Source organism: Shewanella sp. 10N.286.51.B2, from assembly GCF_041469265.1.
Taxonomy (GTDB): domain Bacteria; phylum Pseudomonadota; class Gammaproteobacteria; order Enterobacterales; family Shewanellaceae; genus Shewanella.
The window spans coordinates 1-16589 of record NZ_JBFRKH010000020.1 but is presented as its reverse complement, the minus strand read 5'-3'; the positions used below and the strand labels follow the sequence as shown (position 1 = coordinate 16589).

At 42.1% G+C, this 16589-nt stretch carries 18 protein-coding genes; 9 read left to right on the top strand and 9 right to left on the bottom strand.

Annotated features, from left to right (window positions below; genetic code table 11):
• The first annotated feature begins 33 nt into the window (after positions 1-33).
• On the top strand, positions 34-1185 hold the full coding sequence (gene metK, locus AB4140_RS05800; RefSeq protein WP_102439707.1) for a methionine adenosyltransferase: 1152 nt from the start codon (positions 34-36) through the stop codon (positions 1183-1185).
• A 142-nt stretch (positions 1186-1327) separates the two neighbouring features.
• On the opposite strand, the gene AB4140_RS05795 is transcribed toward metK, so the two are convergent.
• A complete protein-coding gene (locus AB4140_RS05795) occupies positions 1328-1930 on the bottom strand; it encodes a flavin reductase family protein (protein WP_102439708.1) in 603 nt (200 codons plus the stop codon).
• A gap of 316 nt (positions 1931-2246) precedes the next feature.
• Here AB4140_RS05795 and AB4140_RS05790 point away from each other — a divergent pair, with 316 nt between their 5' ends.
• On the top strand, positions 2247-2837 hold the full coding sequence (locus tag AB4140_RS05790; RefSeq protein WP_157936101.1) for a GNAT family N-acetyltransferase: 591 nt from the start codon (positions 2247-2249) through the stop codon (positions 2835-2837).
• Between the two features lie 47 nt (positions 2838-2884).
• Here the strand turns inward: AB4140_RS05790 and AB4140_RS05785 are convergent, their stop codons facing one another.
• From AB4140_RS05785 to AB4140_RS05775, 3 genes are read right to left on the bottom strand one after another with little or no spacing between them, the layout of a single operon-like run.
• Positions 2885-3250 carry a hypothetical protein gene (locus AB4140_RS05785; RefSeq protein ID WP_372000112.1) on the bottom strand — a complete coding sequence of 122 codons (366 nt, stop codon included), beginning with the start codon at positions 3248-3250 and terminating at the stop codon, positions 2885-2887.
• Between the two features lie 50 nt (positions 3251-3300).
• On the bottom strand, positions 3301-3843 hold the full coding sequence (locus tag AB4140_RS05780) for a GNAT family N-acetyltransferase (RefSeq protein WP_102439711.1): 543 nt from the start codon (positions 3841-3843) through the stop codon (positions 3301-3303).
• A complete protein-coding gene (locus AB4140_RS05775) occupies positions 3840-4067 on the bottom strand; it encodes a hypothetical protein (protein WP_102439712.1) in 228 nt (75 codons plus the stop codon). Before AB4140_RS05775 ends, AB4140_RS05780 begins: the two co-directional genes overlap by 4 nt.
• 194 nt (positions 4068-4261) lie before the next feature.
• Between AB4140_RS05775 and AB4140_RS05770 the strand changes: the two genes are divergently transcribed.
• On the top strand, positions 4262-4678 hold the full coding sequence (locus tag AB4140_RS05770; protein WP_102439713.1) for an META domain-containing protein: 417 nt from the start codon (positions 4262-4264) through the stop codon (positions 4676-4678).
• Positions 4679-4749: 71 nt separating this feature from the next.
• Here the strand turns inward: AB4140_RS05770 and AB4140_RS05765 are convergent, their stop codons facing one another.
• Together AB4140_RS05765 and AB4140_RS05760 are read right to left on the bottom strand one after the other, a co-directional pair.
• A complete protein-coding gene (locus tag AB4140_RS05765) occupies positions 4750-6087 on the bottom strand; it encodes a dicarboxylate/amino acid:cation symporter (protein ID WP_372000110.1) in 1338 nt (445 codons plus the stop codon).
• A gap of 195 nt (positions 6088-6282) precedes the next feature.
• Complete coding sequence (locus AB4140_RS05760; RefSeq protein WP_372000108.1) at positions 6283-6681, bottom strand: hypothetical protein; 399 nt, start codon at positions 6679-6681, stop codon at positions 6283-6285.
• 98 nt (positions 6682-6779) lie between these two features.
• Here AB4140_RS05760 and AB4140_RS05755 point away from each other — a divergent pair, with 98 nt between their 5' ends.
• The gene (locus AB4140_RS05755) at positions 6780-7235 is read left to right on the top strand and encodes an N-acetyltransferase family protein (protein WP_372000106.1); all 456 of its coding nucleotides are present in this window, start codon (positions 6780-6782) and stop codon (positions 7233-7235) included.
• An 89-nt stretch (positions 7236-7324) separates the two neighbouring features.
• Here the strand turns inward: AB4140_RS05755 and AB4140_RS05750 are convergent, their stop codons facing one another.
• The 3 genes from AB4140_RS05750 to AB4140_RS05740 form a co-directional block, all read right to left on the bottom strand.
• Entirely contained in the window at positions 7325-8692 is a 1368-nt protein-coding gene (locus AB4140_RS05750) for an L-serine ammonia-lyase (RefSeq protein WP_372000104.1), read from the bottom strand.
• A gap of 190 nt (positions 8693-8882) precedes the next feature.
• Positions 8883-10175: a serine/threonine transporter gene (locus AB4140_RS05745; RefSeq protein WP_102476924.1), complete on the bottom strand. Its 1293-nt coding sequence runs from the start codon at positions 10173-10175 to the stop codon at positions 8883-8885.
• Between the two features lie 498 nt (positions 10176-10673).
• On the bottom strand, positions 10674-11447 hold the full coding sequence (locus AB4140_RS05740) for a viroplasmin family protein (protein ID WP_372000102.1): 774 nt from the start codon (positions 11445-11447) through the stop codon (positions 10674-10676).
• 102 nt (positions 11448-11549) lie between these two features.
• Between AB4140_RS05740 and yjjX the strand changes: the two genes are divergently transcribed.
• The 5 genes from yjjX (at position 11550) to AB4140_RS05715 (ending at position 16396) form a co-directional block, all read left to right on the top strand.
• The gene (gene yjjX, locus AB4140_RS05735) at positions 11550-12107 is read left to right on the top strand and encodes an inosine/xanthosine triphosphatase (RefSeq protein WP_102476923.1); all 558 of its coding nucleotides are present in this window, start codon (positions 11550-11552) and stop codon (positions 12105-12107) included.
• Between the two features lie 81 nt (positions 12108-12188).
• Positions 12189-13229, top strand: coding sequence for an NADP(H)-dependent aldo-keto reductase (locus AB4140_RS05730; protein WP_102439721.1), 1041 nt, complete (start codon positions 12189-12191; stop codon positions 13227-13229).
• Positions 13230-13377: 148 nt separating this feature from the next.
• Positions 13378-14628, top strand: a complete 1251-nt coding sequence (locus tag AB4140_RS05725) for a cysteine desulfurase (RefSeq protein WP_372000099.1) — start codon at positions 13378-13380, stop codon at positions 14626-14628.
• Positions 14629-14733: 105 nt separating this feature from the next.
• Positions 14734-15180: a SufE family protein gene (locus AB4140_RS05720; protein ID WP_102439723.1), complete on the top strand. Its 447-nt coding sequence runs from the start codon at positions 14734-14736 to the stop codon at positions 15178-15180.
• A 34-nt stretch (positions 15181-15214) separates the two neighbouring features.
• Entirely contained in the window at positions 15215-16396 is a 1182-nt protein-coding gene (locus AB4140_RS05715) for a membrane dipeptidase (RefSeq protein WP_303460700.1), read from the top strand.
• Positions 16397-16589: the final 193 nt, after the last annotated feature.

Sequence of the window (16589 nt, the reverse complement as noted above, 5' to 3'; positions counted from 1 at the left end):
ACGTTCAAATTCAAAAAGACGAGATTTCCCATTATGGCAAACCACTTGTTCACCTCTGAGTCGGTCTCAGAAGGTCATCCAGATAAAATCGCTGATCAGATTTCTGATGCAGTATTAGACGCAATTTTAGAGCAAGACCCTAAAGCGCGTGTTGCTTGTGAAACTTACGTAAAAACAGGCATGGTATTAGTCGGTGGTGAAGTCACAACTTCTGCATGGGTTGATATCGAAGAAATCACGCGTAAAACAGTGCGTGAAATTGGTTACACTCATTCTGATATGGGTTTTGATGCTGATTCTTGCGCCATTTTAAATGCCATTGGTAAGCAGTCTCCTGATATCAACCAAGGTGTTGACCGCAGTGATCCTGCAGAACAAGGCGCTGGTGACCAAGGTTTAATGTTTGGTTATGCCAGCAACGAAACTGACGTATTAATGCCTGCTCCTATTACTTACGCTCACAAACTTGTGAAACGTCAATCTGAAGTACGTAAAGATGGCACCTTACCTTGGCTTCGCCCAGATGCAAAAAGCCAAGTTACCTTTGCTTATGATGAAGGTAAAATTGTTGGTATCGATGCAATCGTTCTATCAACTCAACATCGTGAAGATGTTAGTCAGGAAGACTTAATCGAAGGCGTAATGGAAACCATCATTAAGCCAGTTTTACCATCACAGTGGTTAAACAAAGATACTAAGTACTTCATCAACCCAACTGGCCGTTTTGTTATTGGTGGCCCTGTAGGTGACTGTGGTTTAACCGGTCGTAAAATCATCGTTGATACCTATGGCGGCATGGCGCGTCATGGTGGTGGTGCTTTCTCAGGTAAAGACCCATCAAAAGTTGACCGTAGTGCTGCATACGCAGCACGTTATGTAGCGAAGAACATCGTCGCTGCAGGTCTTGCAGATCGTTGTGAAATCCAAGTTTCTTATGCAATCGGTGTAGCAGAGCCTACCTCAATTAGCATCGAAACATTTGGTACCGGTAAAGTATCAGAAGACGTATTAATTAAGTTAGTTCGTCAACACTTCGAACTGCGCCCTTACGGCCTAACAGCGATGTTGGATTTGGCTCGTCCAATTTACCAACAAACTGCTGCTTATGGTCACTTCGGCCGTAACGAATTCCCATGGGAAGCGACTGATAAAGCTGAAATCTTACGTGCTGATGCCGGTCTATAATTAGCCCTCATTACAGTATGTAAAACTAAAAAAACCGTCAATTGACGGTTTTTTTATATCTATAATTTGCTGATTGATTCAACTTGGACTATTTCGCTATAGTTTTATTTCGCTACAGTTCTGCAGAGCACATAAACTGTCACTACTTACGAGTAAGCTTAACCTTCTCTCTGGTTAAGCAGTAATCACTGCCGGCCATTCTTCCTATGGCATCTAATTTGTCACTATCGATTCTAAAATCCTCAATGATGTCATCTTTAACATGAATAGCGACGACATTACCTAATATTAAATGGCCAGATAACGGTTCATTGCCCAAATCAATAATCTGATTAAGCTGGCACTCAAAGCTAATTAGCGCTTGCTTAACGAGACTCGGCTTAACTATAGATGCTGGGGCTTTTTCAATGTTGGCATACTCAAATTCATCTATATCCGCAGGAATATGATGGCAAGTTTCATTCATCACCGCTAAATCAGGATAGCTCACTGTATTGATGACAAATTCACCCTGTTGGCGAATATTAGTTAACGTATCCTTTTCCTGACCATCATCCATGCCCATAGGGTTGAAACACAGCACTGGCGGGTTAGCGCTGGCCACAGTAAAAAACGAAAAAGGTGCTAAATTGGCCACCCCATCAACAGAAATAGTGGAAACCCATGCGATGGGTCTAGGCGTTACTCCACCAATCAATAACTTATATATTTGTTGCTTACTTAACTGTTGTGGCGACAATAACATTAGGCTCTCGCAAATATTCTTAATAGGGTAAATCACATTCAACTTTAACAGTACTATGTCAGGTATGTACGCTGTATAGGTTTTAAAAATATGTTAACCCAACACATTTTGATCGGTTAAAGATGAAACTCCTTTGCAAGATATCAAACCGCTGTTCAGAATGACAATTGCTCAATTCTAACAAGGGAGTAATGAAGCGAGTCTTTTCTATCTAAGCCATCAATTAAACATTAAAATTGTGCCATCCAATAACAAAAGAATGAGCTTTCACCTTTCAGAACTTTATCGCTCTACATACTCAATAGGTAAAAATTTAATGCGTAAAACCCAATGGTTATTTGATGATGTCACTCAATTCAAAACGTCAATAGCACCAGCGATGACAGCCGGGCAACAAAAGTGCTGGTCAATGCTGAAACAGTTTTACAAACAACAGATGCCTTATTCAAAGCCAACAATGAAAGAAGATATAGCGGTGATCATGGCTCAAGATACTCAGTTACAGCAGTCGAATATTGATAAAGAAATGAATGAACCTGTTAATACAGTTTCTAGTGCCGCTATTGCTAAAGGAAAGAGTCGCAATAATCCTGACAATAGTATTATTGCGGTAGTAAGAATAAAGCCCATTGGCCAATATCAGTTGGTAACCGGCCTTGTCGTTGCTAGTGAGTATAGAGGCGGTGGACTTGCCCATACATTGCTAGCATTCATTGCTGAAAAACTAAAATGCGAGCAATGTTTTGTATTTTCCTTACCCCATTTAACCCAACTTTATCAAGAGCATGGCTTCAATGAGGTAAAACTGGCGACAAATGATATTCAACAACTTTATCTAAAACATCATTCACCACAAAAACCATTGGTGCTAATGCAGCTGCAGACTCAACTTTCTTCTAGAAAATAGTTTAAAAGCAACCGCTTGTTAAAAACTTCGCGTTAATAATCGTTTCGTTAACAGTGATCAAAATGCGCAGTTTCGACACACATAAAGGAAATCTGCTGTAATGATAAAACTGGTACATTCATCACTCGACCATTGTCAGTATCAAGTAGGTGATTGTCAGTACTCAGCACAATTTGCTCTTGATAACCATTTGAACGCCCGCATAAAATCCATTGGTCTTGCCATTTTACTGCATATATTGACTGAGCATTCCCGCTGGTTGTCGGCTGCTTATTAAGCTCAAATGCTTCACAATCCAAATCATTAACCGCAAGCACACCCACTACAATTTTTAAATTCTCGAATGCTGATAGTCTTAACGACAAATAAGATGCAAATAACTCATTAAACAGCTGAGTTGTATTTTGTTCCATAGTGACCTCTTAAACCTCATCTTGATGTCTTTTTCGATGAGAGTACGATACTAATTAGCTAACACCAGTAAATAATAATCACGCTGCTGAAAGCCAAAATAATCGACCACTTCCATCGATGCCTTACGGGTATGTGCGGCAAAAGATAATGCATTATCTTCAGCAATGAAGGTGACCATATAAGGTAGCTTTTTGCCTACATGCCTTGCTAACTGACTAACCAGTTGTTCAAAAATACCTTGGCCGCGATGATTACTATGGATCCAAATAGGACCATATTGGCAACTGTTACTCTCAGATAAACGGCTATAACCCATTTCGATACTGGGTAAGCGCTTTAATATCGCTTGATAGATAGACCAAGATTTAAATAGGGACCAAGGGCCAGCAATAACATAACCAATAATCTTGCTATCGCAGCAAGCCAGCATTATCCAGCCTTGATTAATTAAGCTGGTAATTTGCGGCTCCGAAAAGTGTTGCCCTGCCATCCCTTGTCCATTTGCCCCTAGCTCATCATGCATATGAGTTAGCTCAAGCTGAGCAATTTCAGCGGCATCATCTCGTTGGGCTAATCGATAACTAACTTTCATTTATCTTGCTCATCATCAGTTGAGTTTACGGCTTGTTTTTGCGCCCAACTAAAAACCAGGGCTACCGGATAAGGCGCCATGATGACAAACCCAAGCCCAATTAAACACGCCACGACTAACATGCCAGAGACTTGACTAGCCACTTCAGTGAATAAATACAAACCAGCGCCGACGGCGACAAAAATCAATCCAACGGCATGCAAAATTTTAAAAATGTTACTCATTAAACTCACTCTTTTTGGCTAATAGCCTTATTGTATCGCCTTATCGGGCAGATTCGGCTGATTTAACATTTATTGATTAAATAAGGCGGTAATAAAATCAGTAAATTATCATTAATTATTATTCAAGATGAAAAAAATCAATGTGACTCAGTATATACTATGGCTATTAACGACCCTATTTGGAAATGCCTCTCATGTTCAAACCTCTCCTCGGCGCGTGTTGTATTATTTTTGGACTCAGTGCTTGTCAAAGTGCGCCGCCTCCAGTTGAACAAGTCAATCTACTTGGCAGTTGGCATATTGAAACCGCGCTATCAAATCCTGTGATTGATAATAGCCCTGCACAAATTACCTTTGCTGAAGAAGGTAAATTATCTGGCAACAACAGCTGTAACCGCTTCTTTGGTGATTATAGCCAGCAACAAGATAAGCTAAGCTTAACGCCTGCAGGCACTACCAGAATGGCCTGTGTTGAAGTATTGATGCAGCAAGAGCAAAGTATTATGAAAGCAATGACGTTAGTCACCAATATCAAACAAGCGAAATCGGGTAAGCTATTACTAAAATCTCAAGATGGCGCCACCTTATTGGTATTGGCTAAACAAGATTAGCTTGCGATTAAACAAAAAAAGAGTGAAGCCATGGCTTCACTCTTTTTGTATCAATCGCTCACAGCATGATGCTAGCTAGGTATTTTTACCTGTGACTCAGTTTGTTGTAATTCAGTTTCTGCCTGCTGCACAATCATCGCAGACTGCTCCATATCCGCATTATAATGCTCAACATCAAGTTCATCTTCAGAGCGAGCAATCATAGTCGTTGCCACTAAGTCTCCTGAAACGTTAACCACTGTTCGCGCCATATCTAATATTCGGTCGATACCGGCAATAATTGCCACACCTTCAAGTGGTAAGCCTACCGTTGTTAACACCAAGGTCAACATCACTAAACCAGCGCCAGGCACACCCGCAGTGCCAATTGAGGCTAAAGTCGCGGTAAGAATAATCGTTATGTATTCAACCCAAGTTAAATCCACCCCAAATGCCTGAGCAACAAATAACGCAGTCACGCCCTGATAAAGCGCTGTGCCATCCATATTAATGGTGGTTCCCAGTGGCAATACAAAGCTTGAAATCTTTTTATTCACACCTAAGTTTTCACTGGCACACTTCATGCTCGCAGGCAGGGTTCCTGCTGAACTTGAAGTGGTAAATGCCACCGCCATCGCATTAGCAATGCCTTTAAAAAACTGCAGCGGATTGAGTTTGCCAAACACAGTTAATACTAAGCTGTAAAAACCAAGAATATGTAATGCACACCCCAAATAAACCGCTACAATGACTTTAATTAGCGGCAACAACATCTCTAAGCCATACTCACCTGCAACCCAAGCCATCAAGCCAAACACGCCATAAGGTGCTAACTTCATCACCATGTCAGTCAGCTTGTACATGGCTTCTGCTAAGCTTTCAAATAGCTTAATCGCAGGCTTGCCACGCTCGCCGATTAACACCAGTGAAATACCTAATGCCACAGCAAATACAATTACCTGCAGAATTTGACCACTGGCTAGTGCCGCGACAGGGTTAGTCGGCACAATATTAATCAAGGTATCCATTAAGTTTGGCGCTTGCTTTACATCGGCTGCAGCTGCAGCCCCTTTAAGACCAAGACCTGCACCAGGCTGCATGATATAACCGACAAGCAGGCCAATACTGATAGCAATCGAAGTGGTACCTAAATAAAAGGCAAAAGACTTAAAGCCAATTCGGCCCATTTTCGCCGTATCCTGCATCGAGGTCACACCAACAATGAGCGAGCAAAATACCAAAGGAATAATTAACATTTTGATGGTATTTACAAACAAAGTACCAATGGGTTTTAAATAGTTGGCATCTTCACCTAGGCTTACCCCAGTAATAATACCTAGCACCATACCTATGAGGATTTGTAACCACAAAGGAACTGACATCCAGCGAGACCAGGCCCGACCAAGAAGTGAAGGAGCATGTTTTGACATGATTTAAACCCTGTAAAATTGATAGTTGAGTAATTAAGTACGCTGCTTATGATATGACTAACGAATGCACCGCTAAAGGTGGCATATATCACGATAAAAATCGGCGACGCATACTAGCATGACACCTCAACTACATTAGATGATCTAGGTCACCTTATAAGGTCTATACACTATAAATTACAGGGTTTAAGCGCATTAAGCTTCAAAAACAGTTTCAGCCTCATCAGTACCGATCTTTAGAGTATAAAGTGCTGCCGGAGGTCGCTCCCTTTCAATTAAGTAACTCCAGTAATCATCATCAAATCCCGCGAGAAAATTATTGCCCTCGCCACGTGATTTTAAGATTAACCACCACCAGACCATGCCCCAACAGCCAAAGGTGACTATGGTGAGCAAAAAATGCAACAAATGATTAATCGAAGGCTGTGTAAGCGATCTGACTGTAGTAGCATGAGCTAAGTGAATCCTATTAGGGTGGCTAAAATATCGCCTAACCCTAAATTGATAGCGTCGGTAAATCGATGAGCTGACAGCTTTATTAGCCTGAACCGTAGAATTTAATCCTGATTGACATTGAGCATGTGGCTTTGCCATAACTGCCCCCAAAAACAAAACAAGTATAATTATTAAGCATAGCAGCTTAGACTTTAGTCGAATAAAAATTAGCACTATTTTTATATCAAGGAGCCACAATGAAAATAAGAAAAGGCCAACTATCAGATTTATCAGCATTAGTTGAATTTAACCAAGCCATGGCAATGGAAACTGAGCAGCTTCACTTGGATAATGAACAGCTCACTAAAGGGGTGAGCACTATGCTAAGCAGCCCAGAAAAAGGCTTTTATTTAGTGGCTGAGATAGATGGTGACATCGTGGGTTCATTAATGGTCACCCTTGAATGGAGTGATTGGTGCGCAACTAACTATTGCTGGATCCAAAGTGTGTATATACGCCCGCAAAACCGCCGCCAAGGAATATATGGCAAACTTTATCAGCAAGTTAAAGCAATGGCTGAGGACATGGGCGGCGCGGCCAGTTTCAGATTATATGTAGAGCATGATAATCATGCCGCTCAGCAAACCTATAAGGCACTCGGCATGGAGCAAAGCCATTATTTGATGTTTGAACAGCTTCCAGAAGCTCACTAATCAGCGTCAACTATCAAAAAATCTCAATAAAAAAGGCTTTCAAATGAAAGCCTTTTTATTGAGTTCAAGCTGTTATCTCAAGCTAAAAATCAAGCACAAAGGTTAGTCACTTTAATGGCTAAGCCACCCTGACTGGTTTCACGGTATTTAGAGTGCATGTCTTTGCCAGTCTCATACATAGTCGCGATCACTTTATCTAAGCTTACTCTAGGCTCTGAATTACGACGAAGCGCCATACGTGAGGCATTAATCGCTTTAACCGATGCTATGGCATTACGCTCAATACAAGGCACCTGCACTTGACCTGCGACTGGATCGCAAGTTAAGCCAAGGTTATGCTCCATGCCAATTTCAGCCGCCATACACACTTGTGAAGGTGAGCCGCCCATTAACTCAGCTAAGCCCGCCGCCGCCATAGAACACGCCACACCCACTTCACCCTGACAGCCCACTTCAGCACCAGAGATTGACGCATTACGTTTATAAAGCGAGCCGACTGCCGCTGCTGCTAAAAAATAACGACTGCATTCTTTAGGGCCAACCTTTTGAATAAACTTATTATAGTAAGCTAATACCGCAGGAATAATCCCAGCAGCGCCATTGGTTGGTGACGTCACCACGCGGCCACCAGCAGCATTTTCTTCGCTCACAGCTAAGGCAAATAAGTTAACCCAATCAATTATTTCCATTGGATCATTACTTAAACGCTCACAGCGTAATAACTCACGATGTAACGCTGGCGCTCGACGTGACACTTTTAGCGGCCCCGCTAACACCCCTTCAGTATGACAGCCCTTTTCAATGGCGTTTTGCATGGTTTTCCATACTAAACTAAAGCCAGTGTACATCTCTTCTTCAGTGCGAAAACACAGCTCATTTTGCTTCATCAAACCGCTGACGCTTAAACCTGACTCTTTGCAGTGCGCCATGAGTTCATCAGCAAAATTAAAGTGATAAGGTACTTTTACCCCATTAGAGTGTGTTTGATTAAACTCAGCTTCATCAACAATAAAGCCACCACCGATTGAATAGTAGGTATTTGAGTAAACACGCTCATCACCAATCCAAGCATGCAACTTCATCGCATTTTCATGTAATGGCAGCGTTTCAGGATGAAACACTAATGCATCAGTAGGGAACGCCACATGATGAATCGCATCACCAATGATAATTTCTTCGGTTTTAGCCACTTGAGCAATGAAATGTTCAATAGCTTCAATATCCACAGTTTCAGGCTCATTACCGGCTAAACCCATAATAATAGCGATATCAGTATGATGACCCTTTCCCGTTAGTGAAAGAGAACCATAAACATCCACGGTAAATTTAGTAATTTGTGTTAGCTGTCCTTGTTCAATTAAATCATCAACAAACCGATTAGCCGCTTTCATTGGGCCTACGGTATGCGAGCTTGATGGCCCAATACCAATCTTAAAGATTTCAAATGCACTAAACATAGATGTACCTCAACACTTTTGTATCTAAGCGCGCGGTTTTGGCTATCATGTCAAATCAACATCGATTGTAGTTAATCAGTTGAGTTAACTTAATTCACTTGGACCAAAACAACACACTAAAACAGCAAAGATAAAACAGAAAAGAGGAGCATCAAAGATACTCCTCTACTACAGCAAAACTTGAATTAATTTAGCTCATTAAGCCAAATAGAATCGCTGTCATAGCCAGTAAACCAGCAATAACCACAAACACATTACTAATGCGGCCACGGTAAGCTTTTAGCGCAGGTACTTTATGGACAGCATACATAGGCATTAGATAAAGGATTGCAGCAATAATCGGACCGCCCAACGCTTCAATCATGCCTAAAATGCTTGGGTTAATAACCGCAACAATCCAGATGCTGAAGAACATGAAAGCCAAAATGAATTTATTTAGCTTAGCCTCTGATACTTCTTTATTACTGCTACGTAATTGCTTAGTGATCATGCCTTTTAAACCTTCAGTCGCCCCTAAGTAGTGGCCAAAGAAAGAAGAAATAATCGCAATAAACGCAATAATAGGGCCAAAGTAGCTCACAAAACCACTTGAGTGAACATTGGCTAAGTAAGACAAAATAGCTAAGTTTTCACTCTTTGCTTCAGCAAGTTGCGCTGGGCTTAATGATAAAACACAAGAGAACACGAACAGCATCACGAAGCCCACAAGCATCATTGAGGTGTTACGTAAAATCACATCTGCTTTTTTAGCTGCATTGTTGCCATGCTCACGCTTAAGTGACACAGAGAATTGTGAAATTGCAGGAGAATGGTTAAAAGCAAAGATCAATACTGGAATAGTTAACCAAACAGTACCAAAAAACTCACCTGCCGATGGCACCACTTGCAAAGCATCCATTTTCCAGTCAGGAATTAAGTAAAATGACATAAATGCCAAAATCGCAACCAGTGGGTAGACTAAAAATTGTGTCACTTTCAGCATGAATTTTTCACCCGCAACCATCACTGACATCATGCCAATAATAAGTAATGCCGATAATAAAAAACGTGGCGGTGAGGCAAAGCCAAGCTGGTGAACAATAAAGCTATCAACTGTGTTAGTAATACCAACACCATAGATAAGCACAATAGGAAAAATAGCAAAGAAGTATAACAGCGTGATCGCTTTACCCGCATTAACGCCAAAGTGCTCTTCTACCACTTGAGTAATATCACTACCCGGATTCTTAGAAGAGCACACAAAGCGAGATAAACCGCGATGAGCAAGGTAAGTCATAGGTCCAATAATAACGGCCATCATGACTAAAGGCCAAAAACCGCCCATACCCGCGTTAATAGGTAAAAACAAAATACCGGCGCCAACAGCGGTGCCAAATAGACTTAACATCCAAGTGGTATCTTGACGACTCCAGCCTTTAACTTGAGTTTGCTCACCTTGAGTTGCTACAGCAACATCCTGCGCACTGATTGAATCTCTTTGCATGGAATAACCTTTGAGGTAACTAATTTGGCGCGGAGAATACAGTGTTCTTATTTGAGAATAGTGACCTAGTTCATTTTTTTGATCCCACACAGCAATAAGAGAGGCGCAATGTGCGCATGATCAAATATTAACTTGGTTACTAATACAGCTTCATTAACAACAATTAATTTAATTGCCAACATTAGATACAAATGATCAACTGCGAATGTACTGCAAAGTCACAAGCCAAAGGGGTTTAAACACTAATAACCTAGTGAATACTTGACTATTTCAATCAAGTAACTCAAGGTTTTTCGATGATAAAATAGCCTTATCACTGTCGAAAGGGAAACGAGAAGGTTAGCTTGAAATAGAAGATTAGCTTGAAAAAGAAAGTTAGCTGGAAATAGATAAGTAAGCTAAAAGCAAAGTTAATATTCACCCAGAAAAGCGTCGAATTTACATTTTTACAGCGGTAAATTCGACTCAACTGAAGTTATATACGATATAACAATATCGCTAGCCCGTTCTTAAACTTAATATGGCGGCGACATCCAGCGCCTTGTCATATTTGACAAACCCAGTCAGTTTTTGATCAATGGCATAAATCGACATACGGTCGGCCAATTCATTGCCTTCAATCCCCACATGAGCGGCAACGTGTTCAATCTCCATATCATCTTTAATGGCATCATAAAGTTCATGAGCCTGCTTAATGACTTCAAGATTGGCGATATCACCGGCAGTCTTGCGTTTCCAGCCTTTTGACTTCCAGCCATAAGCCCAATTAGTGATGCAATTAATCGAATATTGGGAGTCACTGAGTATTTTAACCGTTTGATTAGCCTTAATGGCCTTTTGTGCCACTAATATCGCTTGATAAAGCGCATTCAATTCGGCGCTATTATTGGTGCCATTGGGATTATATAAACCAAACCACAACTCAGCGACTGCGCCATTACGGTAAATCGCCATGCCTGAGCCCGCTTTACCAGGGTTGGGCTCACAGCCGCCATCAGTGAATATCATCACCTCATGAGTGGATAAATCAATCTTAGCTTTGCTGGTCGATGTTGTTTTAGCCGCAGTGCTAGCTTTACTTTTCGCGCTAAAAGCCGCTTTATCTATACTTTTACTTGCCGATGCGCCAAATGCCGCTTTAGCCTCTGCTTCAGTCGGGAAAGATTTGTATTTTGCTTGGGGAAATTTATCCACCTGCTTCTTGGTATAATCCCAACTGGTAAAAATGCCGGTCTCACGCCCTGCCCAAACCACATAAAACTTCTTCGCCATAATGACTTCTCTATAAAATCGCTTAAGATACTCAATGCGCACCAGTTTAGCGTATGACGTAGCAAAATCACCAACTGTTCAGTAAAACTTGGATACTAATTTATGCCTCAAGCACCATTAACGATTATTGTCGGCTCAAATAACCCCGTAAAAATCAATGCCGCCAAAGTGGCCATCAGTCAGTATTTTCCTGATCGTAAAATCAATTGCAGCGGCATGCATGCCCCCTCGTTAGTGGCCGATCAACCCATGACAGATGCAGAAACCAAATTAGGGGCCATTAATCGCGCCCAGTTTTGCCAGTCGCAATACCAATCAAATGCCCAAGAGGCTGACTTTTTTATCGCGATGGAAGGCGGTGTTGATAATTTTGACCATGGCCCTGCGACATTTGCTTATATGGCCATCATTCATAAGCAACAACTATCAGTTGGTCGCAGCGCGCTACTGCCATTACCCACTCAAGTTTACCAAGCACTAGAGCAAGGTGAAGAGCTGGGCCATGTAATGGATAAACTCTTTAATACCCACAACATTAAGCAAAAAGGCGGCGCAATTGGATTACTCACTCACGGCTTAGCAACCCGCGAAAGCATTTACACCCAAGCGATTATTTTAGCGATGGCGCCTTTTATGAATGCTGAATTTTTCAACAATTAGTTTGCCCATAGGAATAAGTTACTTTGTTTTATGGATAAAGATTGCTAACTTCGAAGTAACTCGTTTCCATAGGAGAATTAAATGGAATATCAACGCATAGCGCATTCTAGCCTTGATGTTAGCAAGATTTGTCTTGGTACCATGACATGGGGCGAACAAAATACCCAAGCCCAAGCTTTTGCACAAATGGATTACGCCATTGGTCGTGGAATTAACTTTATTGATACCGCTGAAATGTATCCTGTGCCACCCAGTGCTGACACCCAAGGTGAAACTGAGCGCATTATTGGTCACTACCTTAAACAAAGAGGTAATCGCGATAATTTAGTCATTGCATCAAAAGTGTCAGCTGCAGGCCCTAAAAGTGATTTTGTTAGACCAAACATGGCCTTAGATTGGGTCAACATCCACCAAGCGGTTGATGCATCACTAGAGCGACTACAAGTCGATACCATTGATTTATATCAGCTGCACTGGCCTGATAGACACTGTAATTACTTCGGTGAGCTACTTTACGACCAACTGGATGATGAACATCAAACCCCTATTTTAGAAACCTTAGAAGCATTAGCTGAAGTCATCCGCCAAGGAAAAGTGCGCTATATCGGCGTGTCCAATGAAACCCCTTGGGGCTTAATGCAATACCTTCGATTAGCTGAAAAGCATGGCTTACCCCGCATCGTCAGTGTGCAAAATCCTTATAGTTTGCTTAATCGCAGCTTTGAGGTGGGCATGTCTGAAATCAGCCACCGTGAAGAATTGCCTTTGCTGGCCTACTCGCCTTTAGCTTTTGGCGCATTAACAGGTAAATATGAAAATAATCAGTGGCCTGAAAACGCCAGATTAACGTTATTTAAGCGCTTTGCCCGCTATAACAGCACAGCAATGGCAATTGAAGCTACTCAAGCTTATGTGGATTTAGCCCGTGAGTTTGGTTTGTCGCCAACCCAAATGGCCTTAGCCTTTGTTAATTCAAGACGCTTTGTCGCTTCAAACATTATTGGCGCTACCAATCTTGAACAGTTAAAAGAAAATATCGATAGCCTTGATGTTAGTTTGTCCGCAGAGCTTATTGGCCGCATCAACGAGCTGTCTAACCTTTATCGCTTGCCTTGCCCATAACAAGTGTGGATAACAGGGGTTAATAAGACCTTTTGCCAATCAGCATATTGATGCTTGCAATAAGCGCTACAATCTATGAAGATCGTAGCGCTTTTCTTATGCTGAAGCGATAACTTCAGCGATTCATCATTAACTTAACGAGCTTTCAATGACAGTGCCTGTGGATACCGTTTTAATTAATAATGCCTTTGATCACCAAGCTATTCGATCTCAGTTTCCAATATTGGATCAACAGCTAGATGATAATCCATTGTGTTATTTAGATACGGCAGCCACCAGCCAAAAGCCTGTTAGTGTCATTGAGGCAATGACTCAGTATTATCAGCATGATAACGCTAATGTGCATCGCGCCGCCCATCAGTTATCAGCCAGAGCCACAGCCAACTATGAACACGTTCGTCATCAAGTTAAGCAATTTATTAATGCTAGCCAAACTGAAGAAGTTATTTTCACTCACGGCACCACTGAATCGATCAACATGGTCGCTGCAGGCTTAAGCAAACAGCTTAAAGCTAATGATATTATTTTAGTTGATAGCGCCGCCCATCACGCCAACTTAGTACCATGGCAACAATTGGCCAAAAATACCGGCGCTGTGGTTAAACCCATTCCACTGAATGAGCATTTATCCATTGATATCAATGCCTATTCAGCACTGCTTAGTTTAAAACCTAAGCTTGTGGCCATAAGCCATGTGACCAATGCGCTGGGGTCGGTAAATGATGTCAGCCAATTAGTTGAGTTTGCCCAGCAAGTAGGTGCACTCACTCTTGTTGATGGCGCTCAGGCCATCGCCCATATCGATGTCGATGTACAACAAATTAACTGCGACTTTTATGTGTTTTCAGGCCATAAAATGTATGGCCCCACTGGCGTTGGGATCTTATACGGCCGTTATGCCGAGCTCGATAAGCTTGAACCGCTGCTAACAGGCGGCGAAATGATAAAGTCGGTGAGTTTTGAAGCTACCACCTTTGGGGAACTGCCCAATAAATTAGAAGCGGGCACCCCAGCGATTTCAGCGGTTATCGGTTTAGGCGCAGCAATTAGTTTTATCAATGAACTGCCAAAAGCTGAGTTACTGGCCCATGAGCAAAGCTTACTGAACTATTTGCAAAATGAACTCAGAAACTTAGGCGATATAACCCTTATTGGTGCAACGCCGCATAATATTGGCGTGGTTGCGTTTAACTTGGCACAAGAGCATCATCAAGATGTTGGGATACTACTTGATCAACAAGGCATAGCCGTTCGTTGTGGCCACCACTGCGCCATGCCATTAATGCAGCAGTTAAACATTAAAGGTTGTTGCCGAGCATCCATTGGCCTCTATACTAATAAGCAAGACATTGACCTGTTTATCGCGGCGCTGGGTAATGTTAAAGATCTACTGTTATAGCCTTAAGTTATAGCCTTATGTTATAGCCTGATGTTTTAGCCAGGCTTTTTAACCTTAGCTTTATAGCTGCAAATACTCTCCACCACCTGATAGTAAATTGAGAAAATGACTAACCAATTACCACAACCCCAAGAGCACTGTTTTAAACCGCTAGATAATAAGGTCGCACAAGCCGTCAGCGCGATTGAGTCAGCAAGCAACTGGCAAGATAAATACCGTCAAATCATGCTGGTTGGTAAAGCCCTACCGACACTTGATGATGCCTTTAAGCTAGAGTCAGCCCAAGTAAAAGGCTGCGAAAGCCAAGCGTGGCTTTACCATAAAGCGATTGATGGCAAACATTTTTTTTGTGCCGACAGTGATTCACGTATAGTTAAGGGTCTAATTGCTATACTGTTATATGCAACTCATACAAAAACCAGTGCCGCCATTAGTGCATTTGACTTAACTGAGTATTTTGAACAATTAGGACTTAGCGGCCAATTAAGCCCCTCTCGTACCAATGGGCTTACCGCACTCGCCAATGCTATTAAGCAATACGCCGCAAACTAATCAATAATGATTACGAGCGTTAAAAGGAATAACAATGTCTGAAAGCGCTTGTAACCAAAACAGAAGAACCCTACTTAAAGGGATCGCTGCAACCAGCTTACTTTGCCCGCTGTATAGCACTTCTGTGTTTGCCGCCTCCAAAAAGCGCCTCTATATTGATGGTTTATCATTTCTGCCCGAAAACCTAGCAGATGTTCGCGAATCAAAACTTGATGCTTACATCTGTGATATCTCCGCTATCGAAACTATTACACAGCCCGATGGCACCACCAATTACAAACGCACCTACCAAGCCTGTATTGAAAGTATAAAACAAGCTAAAAAAGTGGTCGATGATAACCCTTCAGTTTTATTACAAGGGCTAACAGGCAACGACATTGCCAAAGCCCGAAATGAGCAGCGCACCGCGGTGTACTTTCAAATCCAAGGCGCTGACTGTGTTGAAGCCGATGCCGATATCACTAACATTGGCGATAAACCTTGGCCACAACTAGACCAATTTCACCAACATGGTTTACGGGTGCTGCAATTAACCCACCACTACGGCAACCGCTTTGCCGGTGGCGCATTAGACAATGATGGCTTTCAAAGCCTCAATAAGCCACTGACCGCTGATGGTAAGGCATTAATCGCCGAGCTTAATCGTCACAATATTCTTATCGATGTCAGTCACTCAAGTCCGCAAACCGCACTGGATACCGCTAAAGTCTCCACTAAACCCATAGTGCAAAGCCATGGCGCTGTGCGCTCCATCGTCAATAATGCTCGCTGCTCACCCGATGAAGTGATCCGCGCTATTGCCGACACTGGCGGTGTGTTTGGTATTTTCATGATGAGCTTTTGGCTCACCAATAAGCCTGTGCCGAGTATTGATGATTATATTCGTCAACTTGATAGAGTCGCTAGACTGGGCGGCATGGATGCAGTAGCCATTGCCAATGATTTCCCACTGCGGGGCCAAGAAAACTTACTGGCGTTAAATAACAATAACGCCGAAGGGGTAAAACAATACCTGGGTTGGTGGCAAAGTCTTGCTGATAAAAATGTATTAGGCTTTGACCATACCCCAGAGCATGTGGTGATCCCAGAATTTAACCATATCGACAGAATGAGTCGCATTGACGATGCACTGGCCAAAGCACGTTATAAGTCGAGCGATAGAGACCGCTTTTTAGGTGGTAACTGGCAAAGAGTGCTTAAACAAGTGTTGGTTTAATTTACATCGGATTTAGACCTACATCCTTTATTTCCAAACTCCGTTTGGATTAACATTGTGGCGCTTCGTTCACACCTGATTTATTTTTTTAAATATTTCCAAACTCCGTTTTATTAACGTCGTGGCGCTTCGCCCACACCAGATTTAGGCTGTTGGTTTCCTTTCTGTATTTCCAAACTCCGTTTGGATTAAC

Excerpts from the sequence above, each read along its gene's own strand:
- AB4140_RS05750 (WP_372000104.1), bottom strand. The coding sequence starts at position 8,692 with ATGTTTAGTGCATTTGAAATCTTTAAGATTGGTATTGGGCCATCAAGC.
- AB4140_RS05770 (WP_102439713.1), top strand. The coding sequence starts at position 4,262 with ATGTTCAAACCTCTCCTCGGCGCGTGTTGTATTATTTTTGGACTCAGT.
- AB4140_RS05795 (WP_102439708.1), bottom strand. The coding sequence starts at position 1,930 with ATGTTATTGTCGCCACAACAGTTAAGTAAGCAACAAATATATAAGTTA.
- AB4140_RS05790 (WP_157936101.1), top strand. The coding sequence starts at position 2,247 with ATGCGTAAAACCCAATGGTTATTTGATGATGTCACTCAATTCAAAACG.
- AB4140_RS05725 (WP_372000099.1), top strand. The coding sequence starts at position 13,378 with ATGACAGTGCCTGTGGATACCGTTTTAATTAATAATGCCTTTGATCAC.
- AB4140_RS05775 (WP_102439712.1), bottom strand. The coding sequence starts at position 4,067 with ATGAGTAACATTTTTAAAATTTTGCATGCCGTTGGATTGATTTTTGTC.
- AB4140_RS05720 (WP_102439723.1), top strand. The coding sequence starts at position 14,734 with ATGACTAACCAATTACCACAACCCCAAGAGCACTGTTTTAAACCGCTA.
- AB4140_RS05745 (WP_102476924.1), bottom strand. The coding sequence starts at position 10,175 with ATGCAAAGAGATTCAATCAGTGCGCAGGATGTTGCTGTAGCAACTCAA.
- AB4140_RS05765 (WP_372000110.1), bottom strand. The coding sequence starts at position 6,087 with ATGTCAAAACATGCTCCTTCACTTCTTGGTCGGGCCTGGTCTCGCTGG.
- AB4140_RS05730 (WP_102439721.1), top strand. The coding sequence starts at position 12,189 with ATGGAATATCAACGCATAGCGCATTCTAGCCTTGATGTTAGCAAGATT.
- yjjX (WP_102476923.1), top strand. The coding sequence starts at position 11,550 with ATGCCTCAAGCACCATTAACGATTATTGTCGGCTCAAATAACCCCGTA.
- AB4140_RS05785 (WP_372000112.1), bottom strand. The coding sequence starts at position 3,250 with ATGGAACAAAATACAACTCAGCTGTTTAATGAGTTATTTGCATCTTAT.
- metK (WP_102439707.1), top strand. The coding sequence starts at position 34 with ATGGCAAACCACTTGTTCACCTCTGAGTCGGTCTCAGAAGGTCATCCA.
- AB4140_RS05740 (WP_372000102.1), bottom strand. The coding sequence starts at position 11,447 with ATGGCGAAGAAGTTTTATGTGGTTTGGGCAGGGCGTGAGACCGGCATT.
- AB4140_RS05760 (WP_372000108.1), bottom strand. The coding sequence starts at position 6,681 with ATGGCAAAGCCACATGCTCAATGTCAATCAGGATTAAATTCTACGGTT.
- AB4140_RS05755 (WP_372000106.1), top strand. The coding sequence starts at position 6,780 with ATGAAAATAAGAAAAGGCCAACTATCAGATTTATCAGCATTAGTTGAA.
- AB4140_RS05780 (WP_102439711.1), bottom strand. The coding sequence starts at position 3,843 with ATGAAAGTTAGTTATCGATTAGCCCAACGAGATGATGCCGCTGAAATT.
- AB4140_RS05715 (WP_303460700.1), top strand. The coding sequence starts at position 15,215 with ATGTCTGAAAGCGCTTGTAACCAAAACAGAAGAACCCTACTTAAAGGG.